The organism is Candidatus Accumulibacter propinquus, from assembly GCF_056856495.1.
Map to the genome: position 1 here is coordinate 722403 of NZ_JBSEHC010000003.1, position 16129 is coordinate 738531.

13 protein-coding genes are annotated in these 16129 nt (G+C 62.7%); 5 read left to right on the forward strand and 8 right to left on the reverse strand.

What is annotated here, in order from left to right:
- Window positions 1-163: 163 nt before the first annotated feature.
- Window positions 164-751 carry a TRAP transporter small permease subunit gene (locus AC15MQ_RS09375; protein WP_350497323.1) on the forward strand — a complete coding sequence of 196 codons (588 nt, stop codon included), beginning with the start codon at window positions 164-166 and terminating at the stop codon, window positions 749-751.
- A complete protein-coding gene (locus AC15MQ_RS09380) occupies window positions 751-2250 on the forward strand; it encodes a TRAP transporter large permease (RefSeq protein ID WP_483079956.1) in 1500 nt (499 codons plus the stop codon). Before AC15MQ_RS09375 ends, AC15MQ_RS09380 begins: the two co-directional genes overlap by 1 nt.
- A gap of 100 nt (window positions 2251-2350) precedes the next feature.
- Here the strand turns inward: AC15MQ_RS09380 and AC15MQ_RS09385 are convergent, their stop codons facing one another.
- Window positions 2351-3430, reverse strand: coding sequence for a TRAP transporter substrate-binding protein (locus tag AC15MQ_RS09385; protein WP_287666859.1), 1080 nt, complete (start codon window positions 3428-3430; stop codon window positions 2351-2353).
- 106 nt (window positions 3431-3536) lie between these two features.
- A complete protein-coding gene (pmbA, locus tag AC15MQ_RS09390) occupies window positions 3537-4910 on the reverse strand; it encodes a metalloprotease PmbA (protein ID WP_287653720.1) in 1374 nt (457 codons plus the stop codon).
- A gap of 115 nt (window positions 4911-5025) precedes the next feature.
- Between pmbA and yjgA the strand changes: the two genes are divergently transcribed.
- Window positions 5026-5565, forward strand: coding sequence for a ribosome biogenesis factor YjgA (gene yjgA, locus AC15MQ_RS09395; RefSeq protein WP_483079957.1), 540 nt, complete (start codon window positions 5026-5028; stop codon window positions 5563-5565).
- Window positions 5552-6151, forward strand: a complete 600-nt coding sequence (gene mog, locus AC15MQ_RS09400) for a molybdopterin adenylyltransferase (protein WP_483079958.1) — start codon at window positions 5552-5554, stop codon at window positions 6149-6151. Before yjgA ends, mog begins: the two co-directional genes overlap by 14 nt.
- A 114-nt stretch (window positions 6152-6265) precedes the next feature.
- Here the strand turns inward: mog and AC15MQ_RS09405 are convergent, their stop codons facing one another.
- From AC15MQ_RS09405 to rpe, 4 genes are all read right to left on the reverse strand, one after another.
- Entirely contained in the window at window positions 6266-7795 is a 1530-nt protein-coding gene (locus tag AC15MQ_RS09405; protein ID WP_332335212.1) for a hypothetical protein, read from the reverse strand.
- 190 nt (window positions 7796-7985) lie between these two features.
- On the reverse strand, window positions 7986-9458 hold the full coding sequence (trpE, locus tag AC15MQ_RS09410; RefSeq protein WP_483079959.1) for an anthranilate synthase component I: 1473 nt from the start codon (window positions 9456-9458) through the stop codon (window positions 7986-7988).
- A gap of 137 nt (window positions 9459-9595) precedes the next feature.
- The gene (locus AC15MQ_RS09415; protein ID WP_287653714.1) at window positions 9596-10282 is read right to left on the reverse strand and encodes a phosphoglycolate phosphatase; all 687 of its coding nucleotides are present in this window, start codon (window positions 10280-10282) and stop codon (window positions 9596-9598) included.
- A complete protein-coding gene (rpe, locus tag AC15MQ_RS09420; RefSeq protein WP_287653712.1) occupies window positions 10282-10971 on the reverse strand; it encodes a ribulose-phosphate 3-epimerase in 690 nt (229 codons plus the stop codon). The genes AC15MQ_RS09415 and rpe overlap by 1 nt, the downstream gene beginning before the upstream one ends.
- A 202-nt stretch (window positions 10972-11173) precedes the next feature.
- Here rpe and apaG point away from each other — a divergent pair, with 202 nt between their 5' ends.
- On the forward strand, window positions 11174-11557 hold the full coding sequence (apaG, locus tag AC15MQ_RS09425; protein ID WP_483079960.1) for a Co2+/Mg2+ efflux protein ApaG: 384 nt from the start codon (window positions 11174-11176) through the stop codon (window positions 11555-11557).
- 58 nt (window positions 11558-11615) lie between these two features.
- Here the strand turns inward: apaG and argJ are convergent, their stop codons facing one another.
- Together argJ and secA are read right to left on the reverse strand one after the other, a co-directional pair.
- The gene (gene argJ, locus AC15MQ_RS09430) at window positions 11616-12854 is read right to left on the reverse strand and encodes a bifunctional glutamate N-acetyltransferase/amino-acid acetyltransferase ArgJ (RefSeq protein WP_350495651.1); all 1239 of its coding nucleotides are present in this window, start codon (window positions 12852-12854) and stop codon (window positions 11616-11618) included.
- A gap of 109 nt (window positions 12855-12963) precedes the next feature.
- Entirely contained in the window at window positions 12964-15675 is a 2712-nt protein-coding gene (secA, locus tag AC15MQ_RS09435) for a preprotein translocase subunit SecA (protein WP_483079961.1), read from the reverse strand.
- Between the last annotated feature and the right edge of the window lie 454 nt (window positions 15676-16129).

The window sequence follows — 16129 nt, forward strand, 5'->3', positions numbered from 1 at the left end:
ATAGACCAGAGATGTGCCATAATCATGGCATCGACGTATCGCCATGCGGCTGCGCGATGGTCTGTATTCTAAGTGGCCTGATGAATTGCCCGGCAATGAGGCAAAGCGCAAGCGATCGGGCCTGGGAGGAGCGAAATTTCCGTTGTTTTATGGAGGGATTCCCGTGAATGGATTACTCAAGCTCTCAAGCCTGATCGATGGGCTGACCGAGCGCGTCGGCAAGGCGATCATCTGGCTGGTTCTGGTCGTCACCCTGATCGGTGCCGGCAACGCCGTCATGCGCTATATCTGGAACTACAGTTCGAATGCCTTCCTCGAAATCCAGTGGTACCTCTTTTCGGCAATCTTCCTTTTTGGCGCCGGCTATACGCTGATGCGCAACGAGCATGTGCGCATCGACCTCATTTCGGGCCGATTATCTGCGCGTGGGCGGGCCTGGATCGATATCTTCGGAATCATCTTTTTCCTCCTGCCGATGGCCACTGCCATCATGTACCTGTCGTGGCCGATCTTCCTGCTGGCATTGGCCAACAACGAACAGTCGAGTAATGCCGGCGGCCTCACGGTGTGGCCGGTACGCCTGCTGGTGCCGATCGGTTTCTTCCTGCTGGTGATCCAGGGGATCTCGGAACTGATCAAGCGCATCGGTTTTCTGCAGGGTCTTTGTCCTGACTCGACCGCGAAAGGGCACAAGCCGACTCCCGAAGAAGAACTCGCACTGGCCATCAAGGCCCAGAAGGGAGAGCTGTGATGGCCGAGTTCATGATCGCCAACATGGCCCCGATCATCTTCGTGTCGATGGTCCTTTTCCTGCTCGTCGGTTTTCCGGTGTCCTTCGCGCTGGCGGCCAACGGCATCTTCTTTGCTCTCGTCGGTATCGAACTCGGTCTGCTCGGGCCGCAACTGTTCCAGGCGCTGCCGGACCGCATCTTCGGCATCATGAGCAACGACACCTTGCTGGCCATTCCCTTCTTTACCTTCATGGGGCTGATTCTCGAACGTTCGGGCATGGCCGAGGACCTGCTCGACACCATCGGACAGCTTTTCGGGCCGCTGCGCGGCGGTCTCGCTTTCGCGGTGATCTTTGTCGGGGCGCTGCTCGCGGCGACCACCGGTGTGGTCGCCGCTTCAGTGATCTCGATGGGCCTGATTTCGCTGCCGATCATGCTGCGCTACGGCTACGACACCAAGCTTGCGACGGGTGTCATCGCCGCGTCGGGAACGCTGGCCCAGATCATCCCGCCGTCGCTGGTGCTGATCATCATGGCCGACCAGCTCGGCAAATCGGTTGGCGACATGTACTCCGGCGCCTTCATCCCCGGCTTGACGCTGACCCTGTTCTACGTCGGCTATGTGGTCCTGGTGGCCATCTTCAAGCCCCGCTGGGCGCCCGCGTTGCCGCTCGAAGCGCGCACGCTGCGTGGCAGCCGGCTTCTCCTGCGCGTTCTGACGACGCTGGTGCCTCCGCTGCTGCTGATCTTTCTGGTGCTGGGGACGATCTTTCTCGGCATCGCCACGCCCACCGAAGGCGGCGCGATGGGGGCGACCGGTGCCCTGATCATGGCCCTGGCCCGCAGGCGCCTGTCCTGGAGCCTGCTCAAGCAGGCCATGGAAACGACCGCCAAGCTGACCACGTTCGTGGTCTTCATTCTGGTCGGCGCGCGGGTATTCTCGCTGACCTTCTACGGCGTCGATGGCCACAAATGGGTCGAGCACCTGCTGACGGGCCTGCCGGGTGGCGAGGTCGGTTTCCTGATCGTGGTCAACGTGCTCGTTTTCCTGCTGGCCTTCTTCCTCGACTTCTTCGAACTGTCGTTCATCGTCGTTCCCCTGCTCGGGCCGGTGGCGCAAGCGCTGGGAATCGACCTGATCTGGTTTGGCATCCTGCTGGCGGTGAACATGCAGACCTCGTTCATGCACCCGCCTTTCGGCTTTGCGCTCTTCTACCTGCGTTCGGTGGCGCCGGCCTCGGTCAAGACCACCGACATCTACTGGGGGGCGATTCCCTTCGTCTGCATTCAGATCATCATGGTCGGGCTGTTGATCTTTTTCCCGCAACTGGTGACCTTTGGGCTCGACAAGGATGTCAAGGTCGACCTCGATTCAGTGCAGATCGAAATGCCGACCTCCGACTACGGCGCGCCAGCGACTCCGGCGGGATCGGAAAGTCAGCAAGGATCGCCAGCCGATGCCGACGACGCGGCCACCAGGGCCATTCGCGAGGCGATGAAACAGGATCAGGCCAAGTAGCTGGAGAGAAAGGGAGAAATGAAAACGGAGGCCGAGGCCTCCGTTTTCTCCTGTCTGCCACAAATCTAAACGTTTGCGGGGTCCTTCTCCCGTGAGCCGCTTATCGCTTGCTGTACATGTAGTTCGTGTAAGCGCCTTCGGCAAGGCGCATCCAGAGGTTCTGATCGTCCATGAACTTCTTGTAGTCGTCGTAAATCTTCTTGAAGCCGGGATTCGCCGCCGACGTTTCCGCATAGAGTTCCATCGCCGCCTTGTAGCAAGCGTCCATGACTTCCTTGGGGAACTGTTTCAATTGCGTGCCGGAACCCACCAGTTGCTTGAGTGCGGTGGGGTTCTTCGAATCGTACTTGGCGACCATGTCGACGTGCGCGTCGGCACAGGCAATCTGCATGATGGTCTGGTATTCCTTGGGCAGTTCGGCCCATTTCTTGCTGTTGATATAGGCCGTAACCTGCGGCCCCCCTTCCCACCATCCCGGGTAGTAGTAGAACTTGGCCACCTTGTTGAACCCCAGTTTCTGGTCATCGTAGGGACCAATCCACTCGGCGGCATCGATCGTGCCCTTTTCCAGAGCCGGATAGATGTCGCCGCCAGGAATCTGTTGCGGTACCGCGCCCAGTTTGCTGATCACCGCGCCGGCAAAGCCGCCGATGCGGATCTTGAGTCCTTTGAGGTCGGCAACCGTCTTGATTTCCTTGCGATACCAGCCACCCATTTGAGTCGTGGTGTTGCCACAGGGTATGGTCACGATATTCGACTTGGCAAACAGTTCGCCGATCAGTTTGGTGCCGTTACCGTACCGCATCCAGGCGTCCATCTGGCGGTTGGTCATGCCGAAGGGAATTGCCGTTTCCAGCGCGTACGAGGGGTCCTTGCCGAAGAAGTAGTAGGAGACGGTATGCCCCATCTCGACCGTACCGTCCTTGACGGCATCGAATACCGCCGGTCCGGGGACGATTTCCCCACCGGCGAAGACCTGGATCTGGAACTTGCCGCCAGTGGCTTCAGCAACCCGCTTGGCCATGTGTTCGGCACCACCGTAAATGGTGTCGAGGCTCTTCGGAAAGCTGGATGCCAGGCGCCACTTGATGGTCGGGGCATTCTGGGCAATCGCGGGCATGGCCATGGTGCCGGCAGCGAGGCCGGCACCGGCATTCTTCAAGAACGAACGTCTTTCCATTATTTGTCTCCTCCAGTTTTTCGTCAAAAAAATTGCCAATGGATTATAGCGAAACAAATTCCACGTGCAAAAAGGAATTGGCCAGTCAGGACATACCGATGCCGAACTAATCGCCGGCCACTCTCATCTGCTCAATCAGGATCGAACCGACCTGTTTCGAGCCGCGGACCAGGACGTCGTTGCCGACCGCTGCGACGTTCCTGAACATGTCGCGCAGATTGCCGGCAATGGTGATGCCTTCGACGGGGTGCGCGATTTCTCCCTTTTCGACCCAGAAGCCGGCAGCCCCGCGCGAATAGTCTCCGGTCACGTAGTTGACGCCGTGCCCAAGCAACTCCGTGACCAGCAGGCCGCGCCGCATCTTCTTGAGCAGCCCCTGCAGATCGCGTTTGCCTGGATGAACGATGAGGTTGTGGCAGCCGCCGGCATTCCCGGTGGTCTGCATGCCGAGCTTGCGTGCGCTGTAGGCGCTCAGGAAGTAGCCCTGGAGCCTTCCGTCGACCAGGACTTCGCGGTCATGCGTCAGCACCCCATCACTGTCGAAGTAGCTGCTGGCAAGGCCGCGCTGCAGATGCGGCCGCTCACTGATCTGCACCCTTTTCGAGAAGACCCGCTTGCCGAGGCTGTCGACCAGGAAGGAAGTCTTTCGGTAAAGGCTGCCACCGCTTGCCGCGTGCACGAAATTGCCGATCAGCGAAGAGGCGAGCGGTGCCTCGAAGAGCACAGGCACCCGACAGGTCTTGATCTTGCGCGCACCCAGACGCGACAGCGCGCGCCGCGCCGCGTGCTCGCCAATCGACTCGGGTGAGCCGATGGCGAGTGGGTCGCGTGCCGTCGAGTACCAATCATCGCGCTGCATGTTCTGGTCCTTGCCGGCGATCACCGAACACGCCAGGTAGTGGCGCGAAGTCGGGTAGCCACCCATGAAGCCGAGGCTGTTCGCCGAGACAAACTGCCCTTCCTGAATCGATAACGTGGCTCCCTCCGAGTTGCTGATCTTCGGGCTCACCGCGAACGCTGCCTGTTCGCAGCGCCGGGCCAGGTCGACGGCCGCCTCCACCGAGAGCAGCCAGGGGTGATAGAGGTCGAGATCCGGGAGATGCCGGGTGTCGACGGCCAGCAGTTCGGCGTCGGGCAGACCCGCACACGGATCAGCGGCGGTAAAGCGGGCGATATTGAGCGCCGCGTCGACAGTCTCGCGCAAGGCGTTTGGAGAAAAGTCGGAGGTACTGGCGTGTCCCTTCCTCTGACCCAGGTAGACCGTCACCGCAAGGGACTTGTCACGGTTGTATTCGATGGTTTCGATCTCGGCACAACGGACCGTCACCGACTGCCCGAAGCCGTCGGAGACGTCGACTTCGCAGGCGCTCGCCCCCTGTTTGCCGGCATGAGCAAGGACATCCCGCGCCAGCTCCTGCAGCGTTTCGAGACGGTGACTGAAGCGTGACTCGGTAGTAGCGATGGTGGCTGAACGGGACATGAGGGCGGTGGCCAAAGGCAAAAGCCGCTATCATAGCAGTTCCCCGGAAGGCCCCTGTTGCTGCATTGCGCGCTGACCGTTGCACCTGTCACAGCGAAAGACGAACTGCAAGCCGATGAGTATCCCTGATGAAGAGCAAGCACCGCCGTCGAAGACGCAGCGCAAGCGGGCCATGGCGGAGTTGCAGGCGCTCGGCGAGGAGCTGGTTGAATTGAGCAGTGATCGTCTGCGCAAGATTGATCTCCCGGAAGACCTGCGCACGGCGGTACGTGAGGCCAAACGCATGCTCCGCCACGACGATGCGCGGCGTCGGCAGATGCAATACATTGGTCGCCTGATGCGCGATGTGGACCCGCAACCGATTCGGGCGGTGCTGGCGGTCGTTCGCGGCGAATCGGCAGACGAAACGGCGAAACTGCACCGTATCGAAAGGCGGCGAGCCGAATTCCTGGCGGACGAGAAGGTCCTGCACGAGATTGCCGCCGCCGCGCCGTCGGTTGACCTGCAACACCTGCGAGCACTGCGCCGGGCGGCGCTGCTCGAGCAGGCACAGGGCAAGCCGCCGCGCAGTTACCGGGCGATCTTCCAGCTTCTCAAGGAACTCGAACAGGGCGGCGCCACGGTGGTCAGCGGAGTTGAAGATGACCGCGAATGACGAACTGCTGATCGGTCTCGTATCGATCAGCGACCGCGCCTCGCAGGGGGTCTATGTCGACCAGGGCATTCCGGCGCTGCAGGAGTGGTTCGCCAAGGCACTGCGCAGCCCCTGGCGGATGGAAACCCGCCTGATTGCCGACGACCAGGCGGTGATCGAGAGCACACTGGTCGAACTGGTCGATCAGGCCGGCTGTCATCTGGTGCTGACCACCGGTGGCACCGGCCCGGCGGCGCGCGACGTCACCCCGGAAGCAACGCTGGCCATTGCCGACAAGGTGTTGCCGGGTTTTGGCGAAGAAATGCGGCGCATCAGCCTCAATTTCGTGGCCACCGCCATACTTTCGCGCCAGGTCGGCGTCGTGCGCGGCAGGGCGCTGATCCTCAATCTGCCTGGGCAGCCCAAGGCGATTTGCGAAACCCTCGCAGGCGTAAGGGCGGCCGATGGGACGGTGCAGGTCAACGGCATCTTTTCTGCCGTTCCCTACTGTATTGACCTGCTCGGGGGACCGTACGTCGAGACCGTCGACGCGGTCAGCAGGACCTTCCGGCCGAAATCCGCGCGGCCACCGGACGCTGCCGCTTAAAGCTGAGCGGCACAGCGATCGCCGAAGCATGAAACGTTGGCCACAGCCCAAGCCGGCGCGCGGCTTCGACACGGTTCGTTCTGGAGCGTTTTCAACAGTGCCGGGGGTTGGACCTCAAGAGGCTGATTGCTCGTGGAAGCGGGCAATCTCGTAATCGTTGCCGCTTTCCTCCAGTTCCAGCGCCGTCAGCACGTGCAGTTGGTCGGCATCGCAGAAGTCCAGCGTTTCCCGCACATCGAAGCTCCCCTGTGGCAGCACGATGCGCAATACGTCTGGTTCGCCACCGTCACGCAGCCAGATTCCCGGAATGGCGACCGCTGCCGCGAAGCCGCTGCGGCGTGGCCGCAACTCGATGCTTTGCGCGTGCCTGGCGAGTATCTGGACGCCGATCCTGGCGCGTGTGCCTTTAAGCCGGTTGATACGCCTTGCAGCACCGAGCAACCAGTTGTCGCCCCCCTCAGCCTGCATGCAGAGGAGCGCGCCGAGCTTGATCCGCTCGCCACCCGCGTCGTCGAAACAGGCGCGGAACCCCCCGAGGCTGACGTCTTCGAGGACCGCGCTCTGGACGCCGGCTTCCCGTGTCAGGCGTGGCACGGCGCCGGAGAACACCACGTAGCTGTGCTCGAACCCCTGCAGGACGGCGATGCTGGTGGTCAGGGGATGCCGCTGGTGTCGCCGCTGTGGTGGTCGCAGTGCCCAGTAGAGGCGCAGATGACGCAGTACCGGCAGCAGCACCTTCTGCGGGTACTCGCCGCCGAGGTTCAGTGTGGTCGGAATTTCGCCGCGTTCGACGACATGGATCAGTTCTTCGAGAGCAGTCAGCGCCGGGCCGGCGGAAAAGAAACGCAGTCCGGGGCTGCTCGCGCGAGGCTTTCGGGCCAGCCGCGCCGGTGCCCCGCCGCTGGCCGCATCGACCCAATACACACTGTCCGGACGGCAGTCGGCGGAAAAGACGAAGCTCGACAGGAAATGCGCGATCAAGCGGTCGGCCATTTCAACCTGCAGCGGCATCAGACCGTCAACGGAAGAAGTGAAGAACACCAGCGCGTGCAGGTATTGCTGTGCAACACTGCTGAGCCCCAACTGGGCGGGGTAAAGCTGCAGCGATTTCTGCGCGTGCCCGGCCGCTTCGGCCGCAAGATAGGTTTCTCCGAGACAACGCCAGAGTTCTTCGCCCGGGGGCTCGTAGCGATACGCCAGCCACTTCAGGCGCGTGCAGCATGCTGCCTGCAAGCGGGTGTTGAGCAGGGGCAGCGACACCTTGAAAGCGACGCTGCCCCGACCTTTGGGATCCAGACGGGCGCGCTCGATGCAGAGGGAGTAGACCGTGGCAACTTCGCTGAGGTAAGTGCAACTTCGCGCCCACAGCCGTTGGCGTTCGACTGTCGACAGGTGCGGCGAGTGCAGGTAGTCTCGCGCCAGACGACGCAGATGCGGCTGCGCCGCATCATCGAGCTGCCTGAGCACGTCGAACAAGTGGTCCAGACGGAAATCTTCGGCATGCTTCAGCGACTCGAACCAGCCCACCACTTCGTCAACCGCGTTCTGTGCCCGGGCGACATGCAGTTCGGCGAGAATCCTCTTCAACTCCTGGCCGTCGGCCAGAGGATGATCAGGACGCTTCGGAAACAATCTGAAGATCATTGAGGGTCAACCTCGCGACGAATTGCATTCTTGCGCCAGGAAAAGACAGCCAATTGTAATCCAGGCGCGCAACGGCTGTGGATCAAATGACACGCGTACCCTGGATAATCGTACCCCCTGTCCGGGCGCTGGGTTCAGCAGGCGGCGCCACGCTCAGCCCGGGCGGCAGACTGCGGCAAGCCTGGTTGCATTAGCAGCGCGTGTCGAGGCCGTGTTCGGCAAGCTCGGCGGCCCGCAGTATGGCCTGCGCCTTGCTCTGGGTTTCCTGCCATTCGGAAGCCGGGTCGGAGTCGGCGACGATGCCGGCGCCGGCCTGCACGTGCAACTGGCCGTCCTTGACGATGGCCGTGCGGATCGCGATGGCCAGATCCATGTCGCCGTTGAAACCGAGATAGCCGACGGCACCGGCGTAGATTCCTCGCTTGACGGGTTCGAGTTCATCGATGATCTCCATGGCCCGGACCTTCGGTGCCCCGGAAACCGTCCCCGCCGGAAACGTGGCTTTCAGCACGTCGAGCGCACTGAGCTTTGGTCGCAGCTTGGCTTCGACGTTCGAGACGATATGCATCACGTGTGAGTAGCGTTCGACGATCATGTTTTCGGTGAGTCTGATCGTGCCGACGCGCGCGACGCGGCCGGCGTCGTTGCGGCCGAGATCGAGGAGCTGCACATGTTCCGCACGTTCCTTCTCGTCGGCCAGCAACTCGGCGGCGAGTGCCTGATCCTCCTCGAACGAAACGCCGCGCCGGCGTGTGCCGGCGATCGGGCGGACGGTGACCGTATCGCCTTCCAGGCGGACGAGAATCTCCGGTGAGGCGCCGACCACGTGGAAGTCCTCGAAGTCGAAATAGAACATGTAGGGCGAAGGATTGAGCGAGCGTAGCGAGCGGTACAGGGCCATCGGGCTGGCGGCGAGCGGTTTGCTCATGCGTTGTGACAGCACGACCTGCATCAGGTCGCCCTCGGTGATGTAATGTTTCGCCTTCACCACCGCTTGCCTGAACTGTGCTTCGCCAAACATCGACGCCGCCGGCTGTGAAGATCGCGGCGTTTCGGGCGGAATGCGGACGGGCTCGCGCAGGCTGGCGAGCAGTTCCCTGAGCCGGGCGTGTGCTTTGTGGTATGCGCCGGGAACGCCGGGCTCGGCATAGACCACCAGTGTCAGCTTGCCCGAAAGGTTGTCGACCACTGCGATTTCTTCGGAAAGCAGCAGCACGATGTCGGGAATTCCCAGGTCGTCGGCTTTCTGGGAGCGCGTCAGGCGGGTTTCGATGTAGCGGACGGTGTCGTAGCCGAAGCAACCGACCAGGCCGCCGCAGAAGCGCGGCAGCCCGGTTGTCGGAGCGGCACGAAAGCGCTTCATGTACTTGCCGATGAAGTCGAGCGGGTTGGTGTCGTCCTCACGCTCGGCGATGCGGTTGCCGTTCAGTACCAGTACCTGATGCGCATTGACGACAATGCGCGTCGGACTGGACAGGCCGATGATCGAGTAGCGGCCAAAGCGCTCGCCCCCCTGCACCGATTCGAGGAGATAGCTGTAAGGCGCGTTGGCCAGTTTCAGATAGATCGACAGCGGCGTATCGAGGTCGGCAAAGGTTTCGAGCGTGACCGGGATGCGGTTGTAGCCTTCGGCTGCCAGGCGATTGAAATAGGCTTCAGTCATCGGAATTCCACAAGGATGTGCTACAGGATGCAGCGCGCGAACCGATGCGCATCGGCCACATGGGCAGGGCCCCCACAGTCAGGCCGACCCGTGTTACGGCCGGGCCCGGGCGGCTGTCGGACGTCGGTATGGGGCACTCATGCGTGCACCACGCGTCGCGCGGCTTCGGAAAGGGTCGAAACTATACCATCACAAGCCAGTTCGCGAATGTCGCGTCCCTCGTTGTAGCCGTAAGGCACCAGAAACACATGACATCCTGCAGCCCGCCCGGCATGAAAGTCATGCACCGAATCGCCGATCATCAGAACCTCGACCGGCGACACGCCGAGCCGACCGCTGGCCCAGAGCAGGGGCATCGGGTCGGGCTTTGCCCGCGGCAGCACGTCGCCGCTGACGATCACGTCAAAAAAGGGGAACAGCCCGGTGTGCTGCAAGAGGGGCAGGGTAAATGCTTCGGCCTTGTTGGTGATCACCCCGAGCGGCAGGTCCAGCGCCTTGAATGCCTGCAGTCCCTCCAGCACGCCAGGGAAAAGCCGGGCATTGCGACCATTCACCGTGGCGTAGTGCCGCCTGAAGCCGCTCAGGGCGTCGGCTGGCGGTGGCGTGGCATCGTCGGCAGCGGCCAGGCTGCCCGCCAATACGCGCTTGACCAGGTTGGGGATCCCGCGCCCGACATAGCTGCGGATCGACTCGACCGAGACTTCGGGGCAAGCGAGGTCGCGCAGCATGGCATTGGCTGCGGCATGCAGGTCGAGCACGGTGTCCAGAAGTGTTCCGTCCAGGTCGAGGAGCACCGCGCGTACGGCCAGGGGTGGAGAAGACATCACGGGATCTCCAGTTGCGCACGCAGCGCGGCAAGCACGCTGTCGTAGCGATTGCGGTCGCTGTCCCTGGCAGCCCCGAAAACTGCCGACCCGGCAACGAAAGCGTCGGCCCCTGCGCGGGCGATTTCAGCGATGTTGTCGATCTTCACCCCTCCGTCGACTTCCAGGCGGATTTGCCGCCCGCTGGCGCGCGTGTACGCGTCGATTCTGGCACGTGCCGCCTTGAGTTTCCCGAGCGTCGCAGGAATGAACTTCTGGCCACCAAAGCCAGGGTTGACGCTCATCAGCAGTACCACGTCGAGCTTGTCCATGACGTAGTCCATGTAATCCAGCGGCGTTGCCGGATTGAACACCAGGCCCGCCTGACATCCCTGCTCATGGATCAGCGCCAGGGTGCGGTCTACGTGTTCGGAACTCTCCGGGTGGAAGGTGATGATGTTGGCGCCGGCCCTTGCGAAATCGGGAACGATGCGGTCCACCGGCTTGACCATCAGATGCACGTCGATCGGGGCCTGCGTCAGGGGGCGGATGGCCTCACAGACCAGCGGGCCGATAGTCAGGTTCGGCACGTAGTGGTTGTCCATCACGTCGAAATGAATCCAGTCCGCACCGGCAGCGACGACATTCACGATCTCCTCCCCGAGCTTGGCGAAATTGGCGGAAAGGATGCTTGGCGCAATGACGTACATGGCAGGAACCCCTAGTCGGACAGGGTTATATTCTAATGCCAAAATGCGTGCGCCCCAGAGCACAAGAGCGCCGCGAGTACCGCCAAAGTCACCGGGCGTTGCGGGCGGCAAGCGAATCTACGCCCGGCGGCGACAACAAGCTTGTCAGCCCACACGGTTTGGTGTGCAATGCGGGTTCTGAGTGTTCCGACATCGAGCAAACATGGCCGAAAGCAAGAAGTACGAGATCGCCGTCAGCGCGGTCCCGCAATATATCGCCGAGCAGTCGGATCCGACGAACGACAACTACGTCTTTGCGTATACCATCACCATAGACAACGTCGGGACAGTCGCTGCGCAGCTGATTTCACGCCACTGGATCATCACCGACGCCGAGGGCGAGGTGCAGGAAGTCCGCGGCCTGGGTGTTGTCGGCCGACAGCCGTTGCTGCAGCCGGGCGAGAAGTTCGCCTATACCAGCGGTTGCCAACTCGACACGCCGGTGGGCACGATGCGCGGCAGCTACCAGTTCACGGCCGTCGACGGGAGGCAGTTCGAAGCCGACATCGCCGAGTTCACCCTGGCGGTTCCGCATGTCCTGCACTGATTCCAGCCCTTGAGTTTCAAGCACGGCGGCACGCTGTTCTCGAACTTCTGCGACGCGTCTAGCTGCGATAGTCGGCGTTGATCCGCACGTATTCGTAGGAAAGATCACAGGTGTACACGACAGCCCTGGCCGGGCCGCGTCGCAACTCGATGCGTACGCCGATCTCGGCCTGCTGCATGATCGCTGCCCCGTCCTCTTCGCGGTATGACGCCGCGCGCCCCCCCTGTTCGGCGACCAGGATCTCGGTTCCCGCGCTGCTCAGCCAGACGCTGATGCGATCCACGTCGAGGTCTTCAACGTCGGCGTAGCCGATCGCGGCCAGGATGCGGCCAAGGTTGGGGTCGGAAGCGAAGAAGGCGGTCTTCACCAGCGGCGAATGGGCCACCGCGTAAGCCACGCGCTTGCACTCCGCACGGTCGCGGCCACCTTCGACGGTGATGCTGATGAACTTGCTGGCCCCTTCGCCGTCGCGAACGATCGCCTGCGCGAGTTCCCTGGCGACGGCGATCACCGTGTCCCGTAGCGCCGCGTAGCCGGGCGCGGCCGAGTCGGCGAATGCAACGCCGGCTTGCGCGGTGGCGATCAGGATCAGGGAGTCGTTGGTTGACGTATCGCCGTCTACGGTGATGCAGTTGAACGACGCATCGGCCGCTTCGCGCAGCAACTCCTGCAGCAGGGGCGTGCCGATGCCGGCGTCGGTGGCGATGAAACCGAGCATCGTCGCCATGTTCGGCCGAATCATCCCGGCGCCTTTGCTGATGCCGGTGACGGTGACGGTCCGGCCGGCGATGACCACACGCCGCGAGGCCGCCTTGGCAACCGTGTCGGTGGTCATGATCGCGTGCGCGGCGGCATGCCAGTTGTCGATCCGGAGGTCGGCGACACAGGCCGGGAGACCGGCGATCAGGCGCTCGGTCGGCAAAGGTTCGAGGATGACGCCGGTCGAGAAAGGCAACACCTGCCGGTCGTCGATACCCAGCAACTGCCCGAGTGCGGTACAACTGTCCACCGCGGCATGCCAGCCGGCATCACCCGTGCCGGCATTCGCCACACCGGTATTGATGACCAGGGCGCGAATGTCGCTGCCGAGTTCCAGGTGGCGGCGGCAAACCTGTACGGGCGCGGCGCAGAAACGGTTGGCGGTGAACACCCCGGCGACGCGCGCACCGGCGCTCAGCTCGAGAACCGTCAGGTCCAGGCGACCAGGCTTGCGGATTCCTGCTTCGGCCACCCCGAGACGAACACCAGCGACCGGGAACAAGGCTGCCGGGGAGGGGGTACTGTAGTTGACGGGCATGGCGACCTCACGTTCGGAGACAGGCGAGCGGTATGTTGGCGCCGGGCCGCTCGCCTGGTGATCAGCAGCCGGAAGCGCGCGTCACCACGCTGCCGGCTGGCGCCGGTGGCTACGACAACTTGCCGTGACAGAATTTGTACTTCTTGCCCGAGCCGCAGGGGCAGGGGTCGTTACGGCCGACTTTCGGGCCCGTCTGCAGGGGCTTCTGAGCGACAGCCGATGCCTCATTACCCTGTCCCAAGGCGTCGTCGTAGTCCGCATGCTGGTAGCGGACGTTCTGCACGGCGGCGTGCGGGGCGGTTTCCTCGACATCCTGCGCGCGGATCTGGACGGTCATCAGCAAACGCGTCACGTCGGCACGGACACTATCAAGCAGCCGCTGGAACAATTCGAACGCCTCGCGCTTGTATTCCTGCTTCGGGTTCTTCTGCGCGTAGCCGCGCAGGTGTATCCCCTGCCGCAAATGATCGAGGGCCGCCAGATGTTCGCGCCAGTGCGTGTCCAGGCTCTGCAGCATGACGTTGCGCTCGAACTGGTGAAAGACCTCGGCGCCGACGAGCTCGACCTTGGCCGTGTACGAGGTGGAAGCCGCGTCGACGATCCGCCTGAGGATGGCTTCGTCGCGCAGGCTCGGTTCGTTCGTCGACCACTCGACGATCGGCAGGTCCAGCTGCAGATCGGAAGCGAGCGCCTTTTCCAGGCCCGGCAGGTCCCATTGCTCCTCGACACTCTCCGCCGGGACATGCAACCGGAAGGCGTCGTGCAGCACGCCTTCGCGCATCGCGGTCACGGTTTCGGAGATGTCCTCGGTTTCCAGCAACTCGTTGCGTTGCGCATAGATGACCTTGCGCTGATCGTTGGCCACGTCATCGTATTCGAGAAGCTGCTTGCGCATGTCGAAGTTGCGGGCCTCGACCTTGCGCTGCGCCGACTCCAGCGAACGCGAAACCAGCGGATGCTCGATCGGCTCGCCTTCGGGCATCTTCAGCCGTTCCATGATCGATTTCAGGCGATCACCGGCAAAGATGCGCAGCAGCGAGTCGTCCAGCGCGAGGTAGAAGCGCGACGAACCCGGGTCCCCCTGGCGACCCGAGCGCCCGCGCAACTGGTTGTCGATACGCCGCGACTCATGTCGCTCGGAGCCGATGATGTGCAGGCCGCCAGCGGCAACCACCTGCTCGTGCAGCTTCTGCCATTGCGCGCGGATCTCGGCGATGCGCGCATCGCGCTCGGCCTGGGGCAGTGCTTCGTCGTCGCGGATCTGGGAGACCTGCTTCTCGATACTGCCGCCGAGAACAATGTCGGTACCGCGACCAGCCATGTTGGTGGCAATGGTGATCACTCCCGGCCGGCCGGCCTCGCGCACGATCTCGGCCTCGCGCGCATGTTGCTTGGCGTTGAGCACCTGATGCGGAAGTTTTTCGTGGTCGAGCAGCGCCGAGAGCAATTCGGAGTTTTCGATCGAGGTCGTGCCGACCAGCACCGGTTGCCCGCGTTCACGGCAGCCACGGATGTCGGCGACGATCGCGGTATGTTTTTCCTTCGCCGTGCGGAAGACCTGATCGTTGTTGTCGGTGCGCTGCATCGGCTGGTTGGTCGGGATGACCACCGTTTCGAGGCCGTAGATCTGCTGGAATTCGTAGGCTTCGGTATCCGCCGTGCCGGTCATGCCCGAAAGCTTGCCGTACATGCGGAAGTAGTTCTGGAAGGTGATCGAGGCCAGGGTCTGGTTCTCGTTCTGAATCCTGACCCCCTCCTTGGCCTCGACCGCCTGGTGCAGGCCATCGGACCAGCGACGCCCCGACATCAGGCGGCCGGTGAACTCGTCGACGATGATCACCTCCCCGTTCTGCACCACGTACTGCTGATCCCTGAGGAACAGATTGTGGGCCCGCAGGGCGGCGTAGAGGTGGTGGATCATCAGGATGTTGGACGCGTCGTACAGACTGCCGCCGTCGGGGAGCAGGCCGTTGGCGGCGAGGATCTCCTCGGCGTGCTCGTGCCCTTCCTCGGTCATCAGGATCTGGTGACCTTTTTCGTCTACCCAGTAATCCCCCGGGCCGTTTTCCTCCGTGCAGCGCTTGAGCAGCGGCGCCACCTTGTCCATGCGCACGTACAGGTCGGTGTGGTCCTCCGCCTGTCCGGAGATGATCAGCGGTGTGCGGGCTTCGTCGATCAGGATCGAGTCGACCTCGTCGACGATGGCGAAGCTGAGCTTGCGCTGCACGCGCTCGCCACCGGAATAGACCATGTTGTCGCGTAGGTAATCGAAGCCGAACTCGTTGTTGGTCCCGTAGGTGATGTCGGCGGCGTAAGCGGCCTGCTTGTCCTCGTGCGCCATCTGCGAGAGGTTCACGCCGACCGTCAGGCCAAGAAAGCGGTGCAGGCGTCCCATCCATTCCGCATCCCGGTTGGCCAGGTAGTCGTTGACCGTCACCACATGCACGCCATTGCCGGACAGCGCATTGAGGTAGGAGGCCAGCGTTGCGACCAGCGTCTTGCCTTCGCCAGTGCGCATTTCGGCGATCTTCCCGTCGTGCATGACCATGCCGCCGATCAACTGGACGTCGAAGTGGCGCATGCCCAGGCTACGTTTGCCGGCCTCGCGAACGACGGCGAAGGCTTCCGGCAGCAGCGCATCCAGCGTCTCACCATTGGCCGCACGGGTCTTGAATTCGGCCGTCTTGCCGCGCAGGCCCTCGTCGGACAGCGCGCTGATACCTGCTTCCAGCGCGTTGATCTTGCGGACAACCTGCGAGTACTGCTTGATCAGCCGATCATTGCGGCTGCCGAAAATCTTCTTGAGTAGGCCGGAAATCATTCTGGGAACAGTAGAGGAAGTTGCGAAGTTAATATAAGGACCCGAGCCAATGGCAGGGCCACTATTCTTCCGCAGTGGGGAATTGCGGAGCGGTTCGGATGGGGGCGCCGAACCGGCAGGTTGACAAGATCAGCCCAATCATGCGGCGCGCGGCATGGATACTACCTTCAAGCGTCGATTGACGCAATTCCGGCGTCACATTCCGGCTGCACCGACACCACCCCGACGCATGCCCCGGCCGGCCCGGCAGCGTTGGCCGGTAACCCCGGCCTGCGCCGTCGGGGTGGTCAGATCGCGGCGGGTTGGCGGTAAAACAGGTCGTGGAGGTCACGCGAATCCGCAGTCTGCACCGGTCGCGACTGCGAATGCCAGGGTTGACGGCCCGACAGCGGGCTTCATACACTTCTGAGGCTGCGTCGGATTTCCTGTCCGCTTGCAAACGAAGGGAGTATGA